This window comes from Streptomyces sp. NPDC050842 (assembly GCF_044456565.1).
Lineage (GTDB): Bacteria > Actinomycetota > Actinomycetes > Streptomycetales > Streptomycetaceae > Streptomyces.
Genome location: NZ_JBITGA010000001.1, coordinates 919,953 through 940,939, shown reverse-complemented (window position 1 = coordinate 940,939; position 20,987 = coordinate 919,953). Strand labels below are relative to the sequence as shown.

The window sequence follows — 20,987 nt, the reverse complement described above, 5'->3', positions numbered from 1 at the left end:
GCGGGGGGCCGGCCGCGTACGCCCTCGGCGGCCGGCTCCCCGCGTACCCCCTCGGTTCAGCCGTCGGTTCCCGGCTCGACCATGCCTTCCCGCAGCCGCTTCAGGCTCCGGGCCAGGAGTCGGGAGACGTGCATCTGGGTGACACCGAGCCGCTCACCGATCTGCGTCTGGGTCAGCTCCTCGACGAAGCGCAGGTGCAGCAGCAGCCGGTCGCGCGGTTCGAGGGCCTCCACGAGCGGGGCAAGGGTGTGGAACTCCTCGAACAGTTCGAGCGCTGGGTCCTCCTGGCCCATGAGGTCGGCCAGGGCGGCGTCGTCGTCCTCGCTGTCGCCGCCGGCGATCGTGGCGTCCAGGGACGTCGAGGTGTAGCCGTTGGCGGCGACCTGGGCCTCGACGACCTCCTCCTCGGACAGGTCCATGACCGGCGCGAGTTCGGCGGTCCGAGGGGCCCGGCCGAGCCGCGCGCTCAGTTCGTCGGTCGCCTTCGCCAGCTCCACCCGCGCCTCCTGGAGCCGGCGCGGAACGTGCACCGCCCAGGTGGTGTCACGGAAGAACCGCTTGATCTCGCCCACGATGTAGGGCACGGCGAAGGTGGCGAACTCCACCTCGCGCGACAGGTCGAAGCGGTCGATCGCCTTGATCAGACCGACCATGCCGACCTGGAGGATGTCCTCCCTCTCCTCGCCGCGCGAGCGGAACCGGCCGGCCGCGTACACGACCAGCGACATGTTCATCTCGATCAGGGTGTTCCGGACGTACTGGTGCCCCTCCGTCCCCTCCTCCCGCGCCGCCAGTTCGCGGAAGAACACCTTCGACAGCGCACGCGCGTCCCGGGGTGGGATCGCGTGAGGTGCGTCGAGCACGGGCAGGTCCTCACACGTGCCGTTCGTCACGCACGTCGTCATCGCCTCGGCCGTTTCGGTCCGCACGGGGACAACCTCCTCCTGCTCGCGGTCCGTTCAGCGGTCCCGGTTCTCGTACCCCGGCTTCCCGGAGGCACTCCTCCTCCGTGGACGGCGGCTCCGGACTCTTCCGCCACGGGCGGCACGCATCACCCCGGTAGGGACGGGCAGGCGAAACCCATCGACTGTCGACCGACCAGGAAGAGAGGGACCCGTCATGACGACCCGGAACGGCACCCGGTCCCGGGCACCCGGGGCGGACGGGCACGACCCCGGGAAGCGCGGACCGTCCCCGGTGCGTACCCCGGCCGAGGCGCGGCGGATCGTCCGCCACGCGCTCGCCGCCCTCGGCCCCCTGCCGCCCTCCCAGGTCGAGGACCTGCTCCTCGTCACCTCGGAACTGGTCACGAACGCGCACCGCCACGGAGGCGGCATCACCGGCTTCGGCCTGAAGGTCGGGCACGACCGGGTGACCGTGTCCGTGTCCGACGCCAGCGGGAACTCCCCCGTCTACGAGCTCCGCGAGGAACTGCGTCCCGGCGGCTACGGCTGGCCGATCGTGCTGCGGCTCTGCCGTGAGGTGACCGTGGACACCCGCCCCGACGGCAAGACCATCCACGCGGCGGTGACGTTCGACCGCTGAGCGACGCCGGACCTCCGACGGCGACGGCTACGGGACCCGCGACACCGGTTCCTCATGCGTTCGGTCCCGCCGAGTGGCCCGGGGGCGCGGGGCGCACAGGCTGGGAGGTGGTCCCGGGAGGGGTTGCCCCCGTGTGCGAGGAGACCGCTGATGGCCGTGCCCGAATCCCCCCCAGTACCGGTACGACGACCTCAGCGCGCTCCACCTCAACTGCACGCTCAAGCTTTCCCCCGAGGTGAGCAACACCGAGGGCCTGATCGAGCGCGGCCGGTCGGTGATGGAGGGCCAGGGAGTGACGACCTCCCTGGTGCGGGCCGATCTGATTCCTGCACCCTCAAGCGTTCGCCGGAGCGCAGCCACACGCCAGCAGCAGGGACAGGCCGTACGCGCCGACGGTCAGTGCGGCACCGAGCGCGGCAGGCGCCGCTGGACGGAGACGGCCGACAGGTCGAGGCGGGCCAGCGCCATGCCGGCGACGACGACGAACGACATCCACGTGATCGTCGGAGCCCGGCCGCGGTGATCGCCAGTGCCTTGGCGGACAGCCGCAGCAGGGGCAGGGCGAGGAGGAAGTAGACACGGTAGAAACCGAGGATGATCACTCCGCCGTACTCCATCGCCAGCACGGTGCCCAGCGCCGGCAGGACCACGGCGCGGATCGCGATCCGGGCCTTCGCCTGCCGGCCCGCCAGGCCGGTCCTCGGCTCACGGCGCCCGGCGATCAGCATCAGCGAGAACCCGGCGAGGGTGGCGAACAGAACCGACGAGTGGCCGTCGGCAAGGTACCGGACCCATCTGGCGACGCCGTCCGTGGCCGACAGCGGCGGGCCATGTGCACGATGTAGATGCCGAACACCGCCAGCGCGCGGGCCAGATCCACCCCGACCAGGCGCCCCGTCGAGGGACCTCCGGAGAGCTTCCTGGCGGACTCGGTCGAAGTGCGGGACAGCGGAGGCGTTTTCTCCTGCGGCGGCTGTATCTATGTCATACGGACAATCGCCGGGCGCCGCCAGGAAGCGGACCATCCGACGGGCTTCGGTGAGATCCCCGCCGACCGGCCGAGACCAGCCCCGCCGAGTGGCGGAACAGCGCCGAGAACCGTTCGCGGTCCCGGACGGCCCACCGTCCTACTTGATGACGGCGTTGGCCACCACGACCACGAGGCCGAGCAACGCGTCCACCGTGCCGATCCTCACGGCGGAGCCCCAGGTGCGACCGGCGGCGCGGGCCGCGGACAGACCCCAGGCGAACAGCAGCACCACGTTCACGGCGAAGACCACGCACTCGACGTCCGCCGTGGGCCACCATCCCCAGGCGGCGCCGAGCAGCACGCCCAGCGTCGGCACCGTCGCCACCACCAACGGCCACTCGGACAGCAACAGCCGCACCCCGGCGCGCACACCGTGATGGGTCCGGTCGCCACGCAGGGCCATCAGATGCGCGTAGCCGTGGGCCAAGGCCGAGGCGAAAGCCGTCACCAGGAGCCATTGGGCGCTGTTGAACCGGTCGGCGGGCGCCCTCTCCCCCTGTTCCGTCAGGGCGGCCACCATGGAACTGGCCAGCACCGCCCCGTACACACCCCCGAAGAGCACACGGGGTCGCGCCGCACAGCGACGCAGAGCGCGGACGGGCGGATGCAGGAACGAGCGGGGCATGACGGGGTCGTCCTCGAACGGTAGGGAAACGGCTGCGGCCCGCGGACTCGTGCGGGCCCATGCACCGACTCCAGCGGACGAGGACGACGGACACCATCCGCCGTCCTTCGTGCACCTGCCCGCCGACGGACGGGATCGTCCCCCCGAACGGCTGGAGCCGACCCGCCGGATGTCCACACTCCACGGTCATCGCGCCACCGCCTACCCTGCCGGACGTACTGTCGACGGCAGGCGATCACCGTACGAGAGCGTGGACGCCCCGGTGCGGGTGCCGTCACGGATCGCCGAGAGGCCGGACGGAGCAGACGAGTGTGAGGCGGGACGCCGGTGATCCGGGTAGTGGTGGTGGATGACGAGGCCCTGGTGCGGTCCGGTTTCCAGATGATCCTGAACGCGTCCGACGGCATCGAGGTCGTCGCGACCGCGGAGGGGGCACAGGCGGCCGACGTCATCCGGCGCGAGCGGCCGGACGTCGTGCTCCTCGACATCCGCATGCCGGACGTGGACGGCCTGGCCGTCCTGCGGCAGATCCAGACGCTGCCCGACGCCCCGCACGTGGCCATGCTGACCACCTTCGACACCGACGAGTACATCCTCACCGCGCTGCGGTCGGGTGCCGCCGGCTTCCTGCTCAAGGACACCGAGCCCGAGCAGCTCGCCCAGCTCGTGCGCACCCTGGCCGCCGGCGGGGTGGTGATGTCCCCGAAAGCCTCACGCGCGCTGCTGCGCGGTCACCCCGGGGCGGGAGCACCCCAGGACGCGGAGGTGGCACGCGTGAACCTGCTCAGCGACCGGGAGCGCACCGTCCTCGTCCTGGTCGCGGAAGGACTGTCCAACGCCGAGATCGGCACCCGCATCCATCTGAGCGCGGGCACCGTCAAGGACCACGTCAGCTCGATCCTGAACAAACTGCGGGTCGCCAGCCGTGTCCAGGCCGCACTGCTCGCCGAGCGCGCCGGACTGCTCGGCAGGAACGGCGACAACCCGTCGCGGGACAACGGGCGATGAGCACGGGCCGGGCACCGTGGCGGCGCGTACCCACCTGGGCCGTCGACGGGGGTCTCGTCGTCCTCGCCGTGCTCGACGCCTGGATCAACCTCTACGGCGAGGGGACCCCTTTCGTCTGGGCCTGCGTCGCCCTCGGCAGCACGGCGTTGTTCCTGCGCAGGCGCTTCCCGCTTGCCGTCTTCCTGTTCACCCTGCCCATGACCCTGTTCATGGACGTCGCGGTCGCGCCGATCACCGCCCTGTACACGCTGGCCGCGTCCACCCGCAACCGCCCGCTGCTGGCCGGCTGTGCCCTGCTGAACGCGGGGGTGGACACCCTCGTCTGGCCGTTGTCCGACGCGTTCGCCGGCGACCGGACGTGGACGCTCGTGCAGTTCGTCTACACGCTGGCCACGGCCGTCGCCCCCGTGCTGTTCGGCCAGCTCGTGCAGGCCAGGCACGACGTGGCCCGACAGCTCGTCGAGGTCGAGGAGGCCCGGGAGCACGAACGTGCCCTGCACGCCCAGACCGTCCTCGCCAGCGAGCGCGCCCAGCTGGCCCGCGAGATGCACGACGTCGTCTCCCACCAGGTCAGCCTCATCGCCGTACAGGCCGGAGCGATGCAGGTGGCCGCCAAGGACCTCGACGCCCGCGAGGCGGCTCGCACCATCCGCACCCTGAGCGCGAACACCCTGGACGAACTCCGCCACATGGTCACCCTGCTCCGCGCCTCCGGCGGCAGGGAAACCGCACTCGCCCCCCAGCCCACCCTCGCCGATCTCCAGCAGCTCATCGCCAACAGCGGCATCGAGACCGCCCTGGCCGGGGAGCTCCCGGCCGGCATCAGTACCACCGCTCAGCGCACCGTCTACCGTACGGTCCAGGAAGCACTCACCAACGTGCGCAAACACGCCCCCGGCGCCCGCGCCGAGGTACGCCTGTGGCACGACGCACACCACTTCGGCGTCACCGTGACCAACACCGCCCCCACCCGCCCGTCCGTCGCCCTGCCCAGCGCCCACCACGGCCTCATCGGTCTGAAAGAACGCGCCGAACTGCTCGACGGCATCCTCACCGCCGAATCCACCCCACAGGGCGGGTACAAGGTCGAACTACGAGCCCCCGCCCGGTCCGACTGAGCCGGCCGCGCAAGCAGCCCGCGAGGCGTGCCGGCAACGGGTCGCCCCTCCGGGTGGAGGCCGTAGCACCTGCCGGGGCCGCAGGCATCGTGCCTGCGGCCCCGCTCGGGGGGAGGGTCAGGACGGGTCGCCGTACTGGAGGCCGCGTCCGTTGGTGCCGACGTACACGCGGCCGAAGGTGTCGGGGTCACCGGTGATCACGCCGACCCCGCCGATGCTGCCCCACTGATGGGCGTCGTCGTTGACGCGGAGCCAGGTGGCGCCCTTGTCGGTGGAGCGGAAGACGCCGGTGACGTCCTTGACCGTACCGATCAGATAGAGGGCCTGGTAGGAGGCGCCGGGTGCGGCCTTGCCGAAGCCGAGGGCGGACGCGGACCGCAACGTGGCGAGCGTGGTGAAGGTGCGGCCGCCGTCGGTGGAGTGCAGCAGCCCCTGGCCGCCGCCGGCGATCCACAGGTCTCCGGCGACGCCGGGGACGGCCGTGAGCCGGCCGGCGGGCAGGTTCGTGGCGCGGGCGGTGAAAGTCGCGCCTCCGTCCGTGCTGGCGTGGAGCGTGCCGCCGGACAGTGAGTAGAAGGTCCTGGCCGAGGAGCGGTCGGCGACGACGACGGCGTCGGTGCCGAGGCCGTGGGCCTTGGACCAGCTCGCGCCCTTGTCGGTCGAGCGGTACGGGGCCTGGCCGGCCTGGGTCCAGACGATGGTGGAGCCGTCCGCCGCGAGCGCGGCATGACCGTCCTGGGCGCCGGCCACCGGCTCCGCCTTGAAACCGGTCCAGCTTGTGCCGCCATCGGTGGAGTAGGCGCCGTCCTGCGCGCCGCCACGGCCGACACGGACCATCACCGAGGGGTTGGCCTGGGCGAAGTCGATGTCGGTGCTGTTGGTCATCATCGGGTTGTTCAGTCGCCCGGCGGGCACCTTGGTCAGGTCGTCGTGTCGGAAGCCTCCCTGGTCGCCCATGGCGGTGATCACGGTGGCGCCGCCGGGCGGGGCGATCGCGTCCATCAGCGCGGTCTCCTCCAGCCCTCGGGCGCCCATGCTCCAGTGGCTGGTGCCTCCGCTGTCGGAGGCGTCGGCGTCCTTGCTGCGCAGGATGCCGTTGCCTGTGCCGTACAGCACGTGCCCGGAGTTGAAGGGGTCGATGGCCAGGGCGGTCATCCAGTGCCCGGTGTGGGTACCGACGTAAGGGGCAGCGGAGGCGTCCCGTACCGATTTCCCGGCCAGTGCCTTCCAGGTCGTGCCGCCGTCGGTGGTCCGGTAGATCTCATCCTCGGGCCACCAGCGGCCGAGGGTGGTGACCATCACCGTGGACGGCTTCTGCGGGTCGACGGACAGGCCGGAGAACCCGTAGTCGCCCTGGGAGGGGGAGATGTTCTTCCACGTCCCGTCGGCAGGCGTGTGCTTCCAGACCGAGCCCGCCGTCACGCCGTTGGGTCCGAGTGCGTTGGTGTACGTCAGGTAGAGCGAGCCGTCACCGGAGAGCACGCCGTGCTGCGGCAGCTGTCCGGTGGGCTGCCCGGAGACGGCCTGCCAGGTGCTGCCGCCGTCGGTGGACCGGTACAGGGAGGTGGACCTGTCGGCGACGCCGACGTAGATCGTCCTGCTGCCGGCCGGACCGTACGTCACGAAGGAGATGCCAGCGCCGCTGCTCGCCCCGTCCTTGACGGGGAACGAGGAGACCTGCCGCCATGTCACACCGCTGTCCGTGCTGCGCCACAGGCCGTTCTTGCGGGTGCCCAGCAGTAGGGTGCGGTTGTCCGAGGGGTCGATCACGAGCCGTTCGCCCGCCCCGCGGCCGTCCTCGTTGCCGCCCAGCTTGAACGGCAGGTCGGTGCGCCGGAAGGTGCGGCCCCGGTCGGTGGAACGCAGGAGCGCGCCGTTGCCGGCCCACTCGTTGGTGTAAGTGCCGGCCGCGAGGTAGAGCCGGTCGGGGTCGGCGGGGTCGGTGGCCAGCGCGTCGATGCCCAGCAGGTTCCAGTCCTTCTCACCGAGCCAGTCGGTCAGCGGGATCCACTGCTCGGCCGCGCTGTCCCAGCGGTAGGCGCCGCCCATGTCGGTACGCGCGTACAGCAGACCCTTCTCCCGTGGGTTGAACACCAGCCCGGTGACGTAACCGCCGCCGACCACCTGGGCGTTCCGCCACGTGTACGGTCCGGCCGCGGCCGACTGCGCGTCGGCGACCTTCAGCAGCCTCCACTGCTGGTTGGCGCCGCCCCTGCCGGGATACTGGATGATCGCCGCGCCCTGAGCCGTGGAGCCTCCGGAGACGTCCAGGACCTGACCGCTCCTGCGGGAGGTGAAGGTGACGGCGCCGGAACCGCTCACCTCGTCGATCCGCCACTCCTGGGCTGCGGAGGGGCTGTCGGTCTGCTGCTCGGCGGCGGCCCCCTGGGCGGTCGCATCGCCGGCTATGCCCAGCACCTTGCCGCTGTTGCGGTTCACCAGCTCGTAGTAGCCGTCGCCGGTGGGCCGCAGCCGCCACTGCTGGTTGGCGGTGTTCTGGTCGGTCCACTGCTGGATGCGGGTGCCGTCGGCGGTGGAGAAGGCGTTGACGTCCAGGGCCTTGCCGCTGCGCACGGAGAGCAGCCGGTAGTAGGCGTTGGCGTCGACCGTCGCGGCCTGCGAGTCCTCCTGGGTGAACAGGAGGTACGGGACGACGGCGGCAGGCACACCGAGCAGCAGGGCGGTGGCGCTCCAGCGACGACGGTGACGCCCGCGGCGCGCGCCGTTCGTGGGGTTGTTCATGAGGGGGGTGTTCTCCTTGGGTAACCGTGGATCGGGCGGGTCAGCGCTGCAGGGTGAGGACGCCCGGCCGGTACGGCAGTCGGTCGTAGGGGCCACCCGCGGTGCGGGACTTGCCCTGGTAGAGGAACTGCAGGTTGCAGGGGTCGATGGGCATGGTCTGATCGGGGTTGCTGCGGACCAGGTCACCGTGGCTGATGTCGTCGGTCCAGGTGGCTCCGCTGTTGGCCCTGCCCGCGAACGGGTTGCTCTCGGTCGCGGCCTGCGGGGTCCACGCACCGCTCAGGCTGGAGGCCGTGAACGAGCGGAAGTAGCGCTGTTCGTTCACGCCCCGGGCCTCGACGATCATGAGGTACTGGTCCTGGCCCTTGACCTTGTAGACCTGGGGGGCCTCGAACAGGTTCTTCGCCGTGTCGCTCATGACCGTCGTGTACGACGAGCCGAAGCTGCCCGGAAAGTTCCCGATCGGCATGCTCGCCCGGTAGATCTTGCCGTTGTCACCGGCGAAGAACAGGTACATGTTCCGGTCGTCGGCGATGAGCGTCTGGTCGATCGGGCCGGTGCCGGATTCGGTGCGGGGAATGCTGCCGGTGAACAGTGGCTTCGGCGCGGACCAGCCGTCGGGGTCGGTGGGGTCGCTGGACGTGCGGTAGCTGAAGGGCGACGCACCCCACTGGTACGCGAGCACCCAGGTCTTCTTGGGCGCGAAGTAGAAGAGCGTCGGTGCCACCGCGTTCTGGCTCATCTTCATCTGGCCGGCCGACGCCATGTCCGACCAGTTCGTGAAGGGGCTGAACGCCATCGAGCCGTACGAGGTTCCCGACGCGCTCGACGCGTAGACCAGGTGCTTGCCGTTGCGCATGGCGTGGGTGAAGTCCTTCACCGCGGCCCATCCGTTCGCCGGCTGGGCGAGGGCGACCGTCGAGCTCCACTTGTACGTCGAGGGAAGAGCACACGCGCCGCTGCCCGTCGCGGAGGGGGCGGTCCACTTCTGGTTGCCGACCGACGCGCAGGTGTACAGCTGGATCGTGGTGCCGTTCGCGGTGGCCGCGCCGACGGCGTCGAGGCACAGCCCGGCCTGGACGCCGGTGATCGTGCCGTCGGCGTTGATGTCCCACTGCTGGTTGGCGCCGCCGTTGCAGGCCCAGATGATCACCGGGGTGCCATGGGCGGTGCCCTTGCCCTTGGCGTCCAGGCACTTGTCGCCGTGGACCTGCAGCTGCTTGGCGGCGGTGTGGGTCCAGCGCTGGCCGGCCTGTCCGCCGCAGTCCCACAGGCGCGCCCGGGTGCCGTTGGCCGTGGCGGAGCCGGGGATGTCGATACAGCGGCCGGAGGCCACACCCTTGATCTCCCCGGCACGGTCGGTCGGCTTGGTCGGCGTGGTGCCGGAGCCGGACGTGAGAGCGTTCATGACGGCGGTGTAGGCGGGCTTGGGCTTGCCGTTCCGGTCGAACAGCAGGGGGCTTTCGCCGCTCCGCCAGGAGTCGCTGTCACGGACGCCCCACACCGTGATGCCGGTGCACCGGGCCACGGACAGGCAGGTGCTGACCGTGTTCGCGTAGTGGGTGGGTGATGCCTGGGCGATGTCCAGCTCGGTGATCTGGACGTCGGCGCCCAGGGAGGCGAAGGCGGCCAGGGTGGTCCTGAAGCTCGCCGGTGGGCCACCCGCGCCGAAGTGGCTCTGGAACCCGACGCAGTCGATGGGCACGCCGCGGGACTTGAAGTCCTTCACCATGCGGTAGACGCCCTGGGTCTTGGCGTCCGACCAGTTCTCGATGTTGTAGTCGTTGTAGCAGAGCTTGGCCGAGGGGTCGGCCGCTCGGGCGGTGCGGAACGCTTCCTCGATGAAGCCGTCGCCCAGCACCTTCTGGAAGACCGAGTCGCGGAGTCGGCCGCCGCCGCCGTCGGCGAACGCCTCGTTGACCACGTCCCAGGCGTAGATCTTGCCCTTGTAGTGAGTCAGCTGGGTGGTGATGTGGTGGTTCATCACGCCGCGCAGCGTCTTCGCGTCGCGGATGGAGCCCACCCAGGAGGGAAGTTGCGAGTGCCAGACCGTGGTGTGGCCGCGTACGCGTTGACCGCGTGCCAGGGCACGGTCGACGATCCGGTCCGCGGGACCGAAGTCGAAACGGCCGCGGGACGGCTCGATGGCGTCCCACTTCATCTCGTTCTCCGGGGTGATCACGTTGAACTCCCGGTCGGCGATCGCGGTGTACGCCGAGTCGCCGAGCCGGCCTGCGGCCACAGCCGTGCCGAAGTACCGGCCCGAGGGGGCCGCCTCGGTACCCAGGGCCGCGGCTCCGGCGGAGTTGGGGAGGAGCGTAAGGGCACCGGCGACCACCGCTGCGGCCGACAGTCCTATCGCCCAGGTCCGGCGACGGCGGCGGAGCCGGTGCAGGCCCTTCATGCCTTTCCTCGCGGGTCGCGGTTCAGGTGGGGGCGTTGCGTCATGGGAGGCCTCTCTTCAGGGGGATACACCAGTGGGGGAAGGTCACCCCTGAAGTGGAGGCTGCCGAACTCGCGGTCGCGTAACAGAAAAGTCGCGCCGTCCGGAAGTTCGCTCAGTGACGCATGTCGCAGGCAGAAAGCGTTATGCCGAGCCCCGCGGTTCGGTCGTCCCCGCGGAGGCGGCGCGAGGCACCCGACTCACGGCCTGGTGGGAAACGGCATGGCGCAGGAGCGACTCTCAGGACCAGGTCCGGCGCACGATGAAGGATGCCTGCCCGGCGAAGGTCCGTGTTCCGTCGGAGCCGTCGAGCCAGATGCCTCCGTCACGATGACGGAGGACGGAGCCGGGATAGTTGTGCGCGTGCAGGGTCACCGACCCCGCGACCGACCCAGGGCGCGGACAGAAGGTCGCGTCTTCACGGAACAGATCGCTGCCGTCGTCGGCGCTCAGCCGCAGCCGGAGGTAGTAGTGGCGAAGATACCGGCCGTCCGCGGCGCGGAAGGTGACGCACCGTGTGTCGGCCAGCCCCGCGATGACCGTGAAGGTGCCCCGGTTGCGGGTCTGCGCGCCGCTGGACGCGGAGACCCGACCGAGCGTCGCGTGGTCGCCGGTATGGGTGACGAACAGGCCGGGTTCGTCCACGGACTCCAGCGACCGCGCGCCGAGCGGGACAGTGGCTGCGGCGGCGGACGGACTCACGAGGGACGGTTCGTCCGACGTCGTGGCGCGCGACGGGACCGGCGAGGCGGTGCCGGCCGCGGGGGCGGCGATGACGGCGGGCACCCGAGGCGCCGGTTCGGGCCAGGTCACATAGGTGGCGGTTCCGGCGATGAGCACCGCGCCGGTGGCGAGGCTCACCAGCGGGTGAGCGGTGATCGCCGCGAGTTTGCCGGTCAGCGCGACGGGCAGGCCACCTCCCCCCGTCGCGGTGCCGACAGCGAGGTGTGCCGCGGCCGGCCCGGCGGCGATCGCGGCGGTACCCGACAGCAGGCCCTTGGCGGCGAGCGCGGAGACCAGTCCGGCCGGCACGGCCAGTGTCGCGAGGCCGAGGGGGAGCAGCTCGGCCGGAACCCGTTCCGCCGTCGGCGCCGTGCAGACCGGGCAGTCACGGGTGTGCCGCGCCAAGCGCTTGCGCCACACCGATGCGCGCAGGCCGTCCCAGCCGACGACGGCCTCGTCCAGTCGGGGACAGCGCGGGTCGGCCTCCAGCGCGGCGACGATCGTCCTGCACAGTTCCAGCTGCTCACGCATGCGTTGCAGGCGTACTCCGACGTGGGCGACCGTGAGCCCGGTCGCGGCGGCGATGTCGTCACGGCTCAGCGAACCGGCGCATTCCTGCCACCAGAGCGACAGCAGCACCCGATGATCCGGATCGAGCCACCGGCCGGCCTCGACGACGCGACGGCGCTCGTCCGAGACATGCAGCCGCAGGATCGCCGTGTCCACGGGCTCCGCGCCGGCGTCCGGTATCTGGTCCGCCTCGTCGATGACCGTGGTCCGTTCGGCGAAGGCGTGCTTCCGGTGCAGGTGGGTATTGATCTGCCGGAGCGTGATCGACACGAGCCAGGACCGGAAGCTCTCCGGGGAGCGCACGGCGGGCAGGTCGCGCACCACACGCAGCAGGGTCTCCTGGACGACGTCGTCGACGTCGGCATGGCCGCTCAGCGCTCGCCCTACGATGTTGTAGACCAGCGGCAGGTACGCGGCGATCAGCTCCTCGCGCGCACCGTCGTCACCGGCCTGCGCCGCGACGACCAGCCCCGCGTGGTCCACGTCGATGAGCCCCATTCCCACCCTCTCCAGGGAAGCGGTCCACCGGCGGACGGCAACCGGCCTCTGCGTCGGCAAAGAATACGACGTGAGACGGGGTCGGTCCGCCGGCGTCGCCCGGTGGGCGGCCGGCACAGGTGACGCTGGTCCCGGACGCGGCCCTGGCCCGCGACCGTGGCGGGCCCGGGTGACGACCTGGCCCGCCACGTGGTCAGCGCTGGAGCGTCAGCAGACCCGGGCGGTAGGCCCACTGGCCGTAGTCGCCGCCGGAGTTGGGATCACGACCCTGGTAGAGGAACTGCAGGTTGCAGGGGTCGATCGTGAAGGTCTGGTCGGCGCCGGCGCGGATCAGCTCGCCGTGGCTGATGTCGTTGGTCCAGGTGGCGCCGCTGTTGGCCTTGCCGGCGAAGGGGTTGCTCTCGGTCGCGGCCTGCGGCGTCCACGAGCCGTTGAGGCTGGTGGCCGTGAACGAGCGGAAGTAGCGGTGCTCGCTCGCGCCCCGGGCCTCGACGATCATGAGGTACTGGTTCTGGTCCTTGACCTTGTAGACCTGGGGCGCCTCGAAGAGGTTCTTCTCCGTGTCGCTCATGATCGTCGTGTACGACGAGCCGAAGCTGCTCGGGAAGTTCCCGATCGGCATGCTGGCCCGGTAGATCTTGCCGTTGTCACCGGCGAAGAACAGGTACATGTTCGTCCCGTCGCCGATGAGCGTCTGGTCGATGGGGCCCGTTCCCGACCCGGCGATGCTTCCGGAGAAGAGCTCCTGCTCCGCCGACCATCCGTTCGGGTTGGTGGGGTCGGTCGACGTCCGGTAGGAGAAGGCGGTCCTGCCCCACTGGTAGGCGAGCACCCAGATGTTCTTCGGCGCGAAGTAGAAGAGCGTGGGTGCGACGACGGAATTCGACATCTTGTTCTGGCCCGTCGTGGCCATCTGCGACCAGTCGGCGAACGGGGTGAAGTTCATCGAGCCCCAGCCCACTCCCGTCCCCGTGGTGCCGTGGGTCGTCGCGTAGACGAGGTGCTTGCCGTTGTGGGGGGCGACGGTGAAGTCCTTGAGCGAGGCCCATCCGGCCTTGGGCTGCGCCAGCGCGCCCGTCGACGACCAGCGGTACGTCGAGGGAAGGGCACAGGTGCCGGGGGTGCCGCCGCCCACCTTGACGAACTGCCACTGCTGGTTGGCGCCGCCCCAGTCGTCGTACTGGACGACGTTCGCGTTGTCGGCGGTGGAGGCGCCCTGGACTTCGAGGGCCTTGCCGCTGTGGCGCGTGACGAGCCTGACGTGGCCGTCCGCGCTGTCGGCCAGGCGCCACTGCTGGTTGGTGCCGTTCACGTCGGCCCACTGGACGATCGCGGCGCCATTGGCCGTGGAACTGTTCTGGACGTCCAGGACCTTGCCGGAGTGGCGGGACTTGACGCGGTAGTAGCCGTCGCCTGAGGCGACGAACTGCCACTGCTGCTGGTTCTGGTCGTTCCTGGTCCACTGGGTGATGCGGGCGCCGTCACCGGTCGCCAGGTTGTAGACGTCCAGGGCCTTGCCGCTGTTGCGGTTGACCAGCACGTACCAGGCATTGGTGTCGACCGCCGCGGCGGCGGCGGGCGGGGCGGTGAGGAGAGAGGCCCCGAGCAGCAGCGACGACAGGACCGCGAGGACGAGACTCAGGACCAGGGGTGGACGGCGAAATCTCATCAGGAGAGCTCCTTCGGAGGGTGGGGGTGAGGTGACTCCGACGAACCGCGCGGCGGCCGCGTCGGGAGGTCGGGGACGGGATAGGGACGGAGACGGCCGCACATGCCGAAGGCCGGGTCCTCCGGGCGCTCCAGCCGCGACACCACGCCGTGATCGAGGTGGGAGAGGTTTCCGGCCTTCAGCCCTGCCAGTTGGCAGCCGGTCGCGAGGGTCGCCGCCAGCGGGCCGTCACGCCAGCGGAACCACCAGGCGTCGAGCAACTCGCTCTTCAGGCGGTGCGCCGCGCTGTGGAACTCCCGCAGCCCTCCTTCGCGGCGCAGGGTCAGGAATCCCTCCAGTGCCAGGTCACGGCGGCGGCGCGCCGCCGCGGCATGGTCGCCGGTCAGGACGGCCGCCGCCCGGTAGGCGTCGGGATCGGCAAGCACGGGCGCGGGGAAGGTGAAGACGGCGTCGCCGGCCTCGGGGAGGCCGCTGTTCTGCATGAGGACCACGAGACGCAGGCCGCCGGCATTGACGAGGCGGTGGATCGTTCCGGGGGTGAACCAGACGACGTCGCCGAGGCGCAGCGGGGTGTCGGCGAAACCGGAGGTGGTGAGGGTCTGGACGCTGCCCTCGCCGCCGATGACGACGTACGCCTCGGAGCAGACGAGGTGCATGTGCGGGGTACCGCCGCACAGCCCGTCGGCGGCCTCCCAGTCGTACACGGTCAGCCCGGAGATCCCCACCCCGCCGGGAAGCGGGGTCACCACGGGTGTTCCTCGACGTGGCGGGACAGGCGTGAGGGGGTCCACGCGCCGTCGGCCACGACGATCCTGTAGCGGCGCGACAGGGTGTCGCCCGGGGCCAGCGGCAGTTCCTTGTCGAACGCCAGGGACGGGTTGACGGCGGGGAAGGGCTCGCTGCGGACGAACCAGTGGCAGGGGGCGTCCGGATCGTCCAGGAACAGCAGCGTGGAGGAGCGGTCGACCTCGTCGTGCGTGCCGACGAAGGCCAGCCAGTCGCCCTGCTCGCCCATGCCGGGGCCGATCACCCCGCCGCCGGTGAAGTCGCGCGGGCCGCGCCAGAAGAGGCCCGAGTATCCGGCGAGTTCTCTGCCCTGTGTGCCGGGGCTGCCGAACATCAGGGCGGTGCCGAGGACGTTGGTCAGCGAGGTGGTGATCTCCAGGGTCCAGGAGTCGGCCTCGACGTCGCGCGCGGTCAGCGTGCGGCGCTCGTCGAGCCAGTGCTGCCCCGCCGTCGTGTGCCAGGCGAGGTGTTCGGTGACGACGGCGCGGCCGGGGCTCGTTTCGGCGGCCAGGGAGAGGCTGCGCATCGTGCCGAGGTTCGGCAGGTCGACGTAGCCCTGCCCGCGCAGGTAGGTGCCGCCGCCCCAGAAGTTCTGGCCCGACACCCATGACGCCGTGAACTGGACGCCCTTGTGCCAGCGGTGGTCGTGCGGGCGGTACGCGGTGACCACGTCGCCGGCGAGGGTGCGCACCGGATGAAGGTAGGGCTTCGGCGCCTCGAAGGGGTCCATGACCGGCCGGTGCACGTACCGGAAGAGGTCGGTGCCGCGTGCCCGGACGGTCAGCGCGTCCTCGTGCTCCAGGAGCTCGAAACGCTCCGGGAGTCCGACGTGCTCGGGGGGTTCGGACGTCATCGGAACACCTCCGGGTGACCCCCGTCGAGCGATCCGTGGAACGGGTCGGTCCCGTCGATCTCCCCGCGCCGGACCGGCAGGCCGGTGATCGCTGCCTTGTACAGGGCGGTGACCAGTTCCATGGTGGGGCGGCCGAGGTCGGGCCGGATGCCGGCCTCGTAGCCGTCCAGGAACTCCGCGAGCTGGGCGGTGTGCGAGCTGGGCAGGTCGTCCGGCGGCTCCCACTTCGCGTGGGGCGACCTGGCGGTGAACGTCCAGTCCGCGTTGGAGTAGCCGTACAGGTGCCGCAGCTCGACCGTGGCACCGGTGAGGTCGAACCGCAGGTAGCTCTCCTCGCGTGGCGAGAGGACGCTGTTGACGACCGTCGCGAGGGCTCCGTTCTCGAACCGGACCAGCGCCGTGGACACGTCCTCGGTCTGCACGTCGCGTGCGAGGCGGCCGGCCATCGCGCGTACCTCGGCCCATGGGCCGAGCACCGCGAGCATCAGGTCCATCTGGTGGATGCCGTGGCCGAGCGTCGGGCCGCCGCCCTCGCTCCGCCAGGTGCCGCGCCAGGGCACGTCGTAGTAGGCGTCGTCGCGGTACCACGCCGTGACGCACTGCGCGACCAGCGGACGGCCCAGGGTCCCGGCCGCGATCCGGTCGCGCAGGTACCGGGCGCCCGAGCCGTACCTGTGCTGGAACACGGCGCCCGCGGCGGCGGTGCCCTCGGCCGCGTGGATCCGGTCGAGTTCGGCCAGCGACAGGGCCACCGGCTTCTCGCACCACACCCACGCCCCGGACTCCAGGCAGACCACGGCCTGTTCGGCGTGCAGGTACGGCGGCGTGCACAGGTGCACGAGGTCCGGCCACTGCTCGTCGAGCATCGTGCGCAGGTCGGTGTAGACGGCGGGAATGCCGTGCTGGGCCGCGAAGGCCTCGGCGCGTGCGGCGTCCACGTCGACGGCGGCCACGATCTCGGCGCGATGTGCCTGCGCCCGGAGGGCGGGTACGTGGCAGATGCCCGCGATCCCGCCCGCTCCGACGATCGCCGTCCTGATCATCCGCCCAGCACCTTCCTGATCGCGTGGTAGGCGGGCTTGGGCGCCAGGTTCTCGTCGTAGGGCAGCGCGGCGCCCTCACCGGGGAAGACGGAGGGGATCCACGAGTACTTGTCGGTGTAGTCCCAGATGGTGACGCCGACGCACTTCCTGACCTCCAGGCAGGCCTTGACGTAGTCGGCGTACCAGGTGGCCTGGGTGGCGAGCTTTTCCGGGGTCGCGGGGAGGTTCATACGGATGTCGAGCTCGGTGACCGCGACCTCGACGCCGAGGTCGGCGAAGCGCTGCATGTTCTGCTTGACGTCGGCGGGGAAGCCGTACTGGAGCGCCAGGTGCCCCTGGATGCCGAAGCCCTCCACCGGGACGCCGTCGGCCTTCAGCTGCTTGACCAGGTGGTAGTAGGCGTCGCTCTTGGGGCCGATCCCGTCGACGTTGTAGTCGTTGAGGTACAGCTTGGCGTGCGGGTCGACCTCGTGGGCCCAGCGCAGGGCGTCGGCGATGTAGCCGGGGCCGAGCGTCTTGTAGAAGACCGACTCGCGGTAGGTACCGTCCTCGTTGAAGGCCTCGTTGACGACGTCCCAGTGGATGACCTTGCCCTTGTAGTGCCGGGCCACCTTCTGGATGTGGTTCTTGAGGACGGGGCGCAGCTCTTCGGCGGTCCAGTTGCGCTCGGTGAGCCAGGCGGGGAGCTGGCTGTGCCAGACGAGGGTGTGGCCGCGGACCTTCTGGTGGTGGGCCTTGGCGAAGGCCACGACCTCGTCGCCGGCGGTGAAGTCGAAGACGCCGGGCTCGGGTTCGGTGGCGTACCACTTCATGGCGTTGCCGGGGGTGGTCTGCCCGAACTCGCTGCCGAGGAGCTTCAGATAGGCGGCGTCGGTGAACTCGGGGTTGTCGGTGGCCGAGCCGAAGTACTTGTGGTGCTTCCTGGCCAGTTCGCCGAGCGTCCTGGGACGCGGCTCGGCGCTCGCGGGCGCGGCGGCGAGGCCGGCCGCGAGGCAGACGGCGGCGGACAGGGCGATGAGGTGCCGGGACATGGACATGGATGACTCCTCGCAGGGGGTTCGTCGTTTCAGTCGAGGACGATCGTGGTCAGCGCGCGCGGGGCGAGCGTGGCCGTGAGGGTCGTACCGTGCGCGGAGGCGACGTCGGCCGGGGTGATCGAGCGGGTCTCGTCGGTGACGTAGCCCTCGGGGTGCCGGTCGTGGCCGCCGCGGAGGGCGAACTCGGCGGACTTCTCGGTGGTCGCGGTGTTGAGGATCTCGATCACGCGGCTGCCGTCGGTGTTGCGGAAGGCCGTGACGCTCAGGGCCGGGTCGGCGTTCGTGACCGGCACGCGGACGGCGTCGGGGCGGATGAACCGGCTGAAGGCGGCCAGCGCCCAGTACCGCTTGGACACCCGGTAGTCGTCACCGGGGTCGGCGAGCTGGATGAGTCCCCGGGTCGCGTTGAGGGACGCGCCGGTCCAGTAGACGTAGGCGTTGGCGTTGCCGACGGTCAGGGTGTTCTGGATGTCGGCCACGACGGTGAGGCCGTCGTAGCCGCTGCCGTCGTCCCAGTTCTCGTTCCAGGTGGTGCCGTCCGGCGACCACTCGGACATCCACACGTGCTTGTCGGTCGGCTGCGGGACCGTGGTGGGGCCGCTGTAGCGGTGGCCGGTGACGGTCCGCACGGCCTTGTCTGCCTCCGGGTCCGCCTCGATGGCCTCGGTGTAGGCGACCTGGCGGTCCCAGCCCGCGGCGTCGCAGCAGACCACCCCGGTCTTCAGTCCGGAGGCGCGGACGGTCGGCCCGAGCACCTTGAGGAAGTCGACGGCGTGCTGGGGCGTGAAGCGCATCGAGGCGTAGGTCGCCGTCCAGTCGGGTTCGTTGGCGAACCCGAGGTCGGTGATGTCGATGCCTTCGCGCTCGTAGAACTTCGCGTACTGGACGAGGTAGTTCGCGTAGGCCTGACGCCATGCGGGCAGGAGCTCGCCGCCGTCGTTCTCGCTGCCGTTGGTCTTCATGAAGGCCGGCGCGCTCCAGGCGTCGGCGAAGAACCGCTCGACGCCGTACGCCTTGGCCTCCTTGGCGAGCCAGACCTGGCCGCCGTCCCAGCCGTCCCAGACGTACGTCGGTGTGGCGTCCGGGCCGCCCGGGTCGGTCGGCAGGATCGTCGGCATGTGGTCGTAGACCCGGTCGGTCGACGACCCGATGCCCAGGCGCAGGATCGACAGGCCGGCGCCCTTCTCCTTGCTGAGCAGCAGGTCGAGCACCTCGCGCTGCTTGGCGGGGCTGAGGCCGCGCGCGCCGTGCAGCAGGTCGGCCCGCTGGAAGGCCATGGAGAAGCCGAATCCGTCGATGGGCTGGAGTGCGGCCCGGAAGTCGATGGCGGGGCGGGCGGGGCCGGCTGCCGACGGCGCGGGGACGGCGGCGGCGACCTGTGTTGTTAGCGCTAACACTACGACGGCTGTCAGAGCGGTCAGGCGTTTCACGGAGTCTCCTCGGGGGTGGAGGTCGCGCGGACGGGTCAACCCCTGGCCGCGCGGTACGGGTCAGCCCTTGGTCGCGCCGGCGGTGAGGCCGCCGATCAGCTGGCGCTCGGCGACGGCGTAGAAGGCGAGGGCGGGGACCATGGCGAGCACGATGTAGGCGAGGACGAGCGCGAAGTCCGTCGAGTACTGGCCCTGGAACTGCTGGACGCCGACCGGGATCGTCTGCCACTTCGGGTCGCTGAACACCAGCAGTGGCAGGAAGAAGTTGTTCCAGCTCGCGACGACCGCGAGCACCGAGACCGTACCGAGCGCCGGACGCGCCATCGGCAGCAGGATCTTCCAGAAGAAGCGGAACTTGCCGCAGCCGTCCATGGTGGCGGCCTCCTCGATCTCCGCCGGGATGGTCCGGAAGAAACCGCGCAGGATCACGATCGTCATGGGGAGCCCGAAAGCCGCCTGCGGCAGGATCACCCCGAGCGGGTTGTCGAGCAGGCCGAAGGTGCGCAGCATGAGGAAGAGCGGCAGAACGGCCACTGCGAACGGGAACATCAGCCCGATCGTGAAAAGCGTATAGAACAACTCCCTGCCCCGGAAGGCATAACGGGCCAACACGAACGCCGCCATCGCGGAGGCCACCACCGTGCAGACGGTCGTGCCGATCGCGATGCCCGCGCTGTTGGCGATCTGCCGCCAGAACATTCCGTCGCCAAGAATTCCGATGTAGTTGCCGATCTTCCACTGCTGCGGCAGCCCGAACGGATTCGTCGTCAGTTCCGCGGTGCTCTTGAAACCGGAGATCACCGCGTAGAGCAGCGGTACGGCGACGAACGCGGCGATCAGCCAGACCACGGCGTGCAGCGAAAGGCCGCGTACCGTCCGACGGGCGTTCATCGGCCACCTCCCGAGGTGACGGCCCCGCTCAGATCCCGGCGGAGCACGTAACGCTGGTAGAAGAGCGAGAAGACGAGGCTGATCATGAACAGCACCACGCTGATCGCACTGGCGTAGCCGACCTGGTACCGCTTGAACCCGAACTGGAACATCGCGATCGCCATCGTCTCCGAGGAGTGGTTGGGCCCGCCCGCGGTCATGACCCAGACGAGGTCGAAGAGCTGGATGGACCCGATGATCGACAGGAAGACGCTGATCCGGATCGTCGGTCCGAGCAGCGGCAGCGTGATGTGCCGGAAGCGCTGCCAGGCGCCGGCGCCGTCGATGGAGGCGGCCTCGAGGATCTCGGACGGGATGCTCTGCAGTCCGGCGAGGAACAGCATCATGTGGAAACCGAAGTACTTCCAGATCATGACGACGAACAGGGTCGGCATGACGGTCGAGGGATCGGCGAGCCACTTGCCCTGCAAGCCCTCCAGGCCCAGGAGGCCGGCGAGGTGGTCGGCCATGCCGGCGCCGGGCAGGAAGATCATCGTGAAGAGGACCGCCGTGACCACCTCGGACAGGATGTACGGCGCGAAGAACAGCATCCGGTAGACGGCCCGGCCGCGGAGCCTCTGGTTGAGCAGGACCGCGGTGAGCAGCGCGAACGGCAGCTGCACCGTGATCGACAGGACGATCAGGTAGAGCCCGCGCCCCAGGTCGCCGAGGAAGACCTGGTCGTCGAAGAGCTTGGTGTAGTTCGCGAAGCCGACGAAGTCGTCCATGGGGCCGATTCCGCCCCATTTGAAGAAGCCGGTCCAGACGGCGACGACGATCGGGGCGAGGACGAAGACGAGGAAGAGAACCAGGGCAGGGACGAGGAACCACGCGACCGATGCCCAGGCCCCCCACCGGCTCAGGCGTGAACGGGCCGGTGGCGGCGGGGGCACCGCCACGGACTCCTCCGTCCGTTCCTTTGTCAGGGTGGACAGTG

General features: G+C 70.4%; 16 protein-coding genes and 1 pseudogene. 3 read left to right on the top strand and 14 right to left on the bottom strand.

What is annotated here, in order from left to right:
* Positions 1-56: 56 nt before the first annotated feature.
* Positions 57-905: an RNA polymerase sigma factor SigF gene (locus ACIBG6_RS04165; protein ID WP_399221185.1), complete on the bottom strand. Its 849-nt coding sequence runs from the start codon at positions 903-905 to the stop codon at positions 57-59.
* 214 nt (positions 906-1,119) lie between these two features.
* Here ACIBG6_RS04165 and ACIBG6_RS04160 point away from each other — a divergent pair, with 214 nt between their 5' ends.
* The gene (locus ACIBG6_RS04160) at positions 1,120-1,545 is read left to right on the top strand and encodes an ATP-binding protein (RefSeq protein WP_399220926.1); all 426 of its coding nucleotides are present in this window, start codon (positions 1,120-1,122) and stop codon (positions 1,543-1,545) included.
* Positions 1,546-1,906: 361 nt separating this feature from the next.
* Here the strand turns inward: ACIBG6_RS04160 and ACIBG6_RS04155 are convergent.
* Positions 1,907-2,419: pseudogene (locus ACIBG6_RS04155) on the bottom strand (hypothetical protein); the annotation flags it as partial.
* 253 nt (positions 2,420-2,672) lie between these two features.
* Positions 2,673-3,110 (bottom strand): hypothetical protein, encoded by a 438-nt coding sequence (locus ACIBG6_RS04150; RefSeq protein WP_399220925.1) that lies wholly within the window; start codon positions 3,108-3,110, stop codon positions 2,673-2,675.
* Between the two features lie 471 nt (positions 3,111-3,581).
* Between ACIBG6_RS04150 and ACIBG6_RS04145 the strand changes: the two genes are divergently transcribed.
* Together ACIBG6_RS04145 and ACIBG6_RS04140 are read left to right on the top strand one after the other, a co-directional pair.
* Positions 3,582-4,208 (top strand): response regulator, encoded by a 627-nt coding sequence (locus ACIBG6_RS04145; RefSeq protein WP_399221184.1) that lies wholly within the window; start codon positions 3,582-3,584, stop codon positions 4,206-4,208.
* The gene (locus ACIBG6_RS04140) at positions 4,205-5,326 is read left to right on the top strand and encodes a sensor histidine kinase (protein ID WP_399220924.1); all 1,122 of its coding nucleotides are present in this window, start codon (positions 4,205-4,207) and stop codon (positions 5,324-5,326) included. Before ACIBG6_RS04145 ends, ACIBG6_RS04140 begins: the two co-directional genes overlap by 4 nt.
* Positions 5,327-5,443: 117 nt before the next feature.
* Here ACIBG6_RS04140 and ACIBG6_RS04135 read toward each other — a convergent pair whose 3' ends face one another.
* The 11 genes from ACIBG6_RS04135 to ACIBG6_RS04085 all read right to left on the bottom strand — a co-directional run bounded on the left by ACIBG6_RS04135 (position 5,444) and on the right by ACIBG6_RS04085 (position 20,949).
* Positions 5,444-8,068 carry an RICIN domain-containing protein gene (locus ACIBG6_RS04135; RefSeq protein ID WP_399220923.1) on the bottom strand — a complete coding sequence of 875 codons (2,625 nt, stop codon included), beginning with the start codon at positions 8,066-8,068 and terminating at the stop codon, positions 5,444-5,446.
* 40 nt (positions 8,069-8,108) lie between these two features.
* Positions 8,109-10,472: a non-reducing end alpha-L-arabinofuranosidase family hydrolase gene (locus ACIBG6_RS04130; protein WP_399220922.1), complete on the bottom strand. Its 2,364-nt coding sequence runs from the start codon at positions 10,470-10,472 to the stop codon at positions 8,109-8,111.
* 279 nt (positions 10,473-10,751) lie between these two features.
* Positions 10,752-12,302, bottom strand: coding sequence for a sigma-70 family RNA polymerase sigma factor (locus tag ACIBG6_RS04125; protein WP_399220921.1), 1,551 nt, complete (start codon positions 12,300-12,302; stop codon positions 10,752-10,754).
* Between the two features lie 193 nt (positions 12,303-12,495).
* Positions 12,496-13,971 (bottom strand): non-reducing end alpha-L-arabinofuranosidase family hydrolase, encoded by a 1,476-nt coding sequence (locus ACIBG6_RS04120; protein ID WP_399220920.1) that lies wholly within the window; start codon positions 13,969-13,971, stop codon positions 12,496-12,498.
* Positions 13,971-14,717 carry a cupin domain-containing protein gene (locus ACIBG6_RS04115; RefSeq protein ID WP_399221183.1) on the bottom strand — a complete coding sequence of 249 codons (747 nt, stop codon included), beginning with the start codon at positions 14,715-14,717 and terminating at the stop codon, positions 13,971-13,973. Before ACIBG6_RS04115 ends, ACIBG6_RS04120 begins: the two co-directional genes overlap by 1 nt.
* Entirely contained in the window at positions 14,714-15,610 is an 897-nt protein-coding gene (locus ACIBG6_RS04110) for a PmoA family protein (protein ID WP_399220919.1), read from the bottom strand. The genes ACIBG6_RS04115 and ACIBG6_RS04110 overlap by 4 nt, the downstream gene beginning before the upstream one ends.
* Positions 15,607-16,653 (bottom strand): Gfo/Idh/MocA family protein, encoded by a 1,047-nt coding sequence (locus tag ACIBG6_RS04105; RefSeq protein ID WP_399220917.1) that lies wholly within the window; start codon positions 16,651-16,653, stop codon positions 15,607-15,609. The genes ACIBG6_RS04110 and ACIBG6_RS04105 overlap by 4 nt, the downstream gene beginning before the upstream one ends.
* Positions 16,650-17,684: an endo-1,4-beta-xylanase gene (locus ACIBG6_RS04100; RefSeq protein ID WP_399221182.1), complete on the bottom strand. Its 1,035-nt coding sequence runs from the start codon at positions 17,682-17,684 to the stop codon at positions 16,650-16,652. Before ACIBG6_RS04100 ends, ACIBG6_RS04105 begins: the two co-directional genes overlap by 4 nt.
* Before the next feature lie 35 nt (positions 17,685-17,719).
* Complete coding sequence (locus ACIBG6_RS04095) at positions 17,720-19,120, bottom strand: glycoside hydrolase (RefSeq protein ID WP_399220916.1); 1,401 nt, start codon at positions 19,118-19,120, stop codon at positions 17,720-17,722.
* Positions 19,121-19,180: 60 nt separating this feature from the next.
* Positions 19,181-20,011, bottom strand: a complete 831-nt coding sequence (locus ACIBG6_RS04090; RefSeq protein ID WP_399220915.1) for a carbohydrate ABC transporter permease — start codon at positions 20,009-20,011, stop codon at positions 19,181-19,183.
* Entirely contained in the window at positions 20,008-20,949 is a 942-nt protein-coding gene (locus ACIBG6_RS04085; RefSeq protein ID WP_399220914.1) for a carbohydrate ABC transporter permease, read from the bottom strand. The genes ACIBG6_RS04090 and ACIBG6_RS04085 overlap by 4 nt, the downstream gene beginning before the upstream one ends.
* Positions 20,950-20,987: the final 38 nt, after the last annotated feature.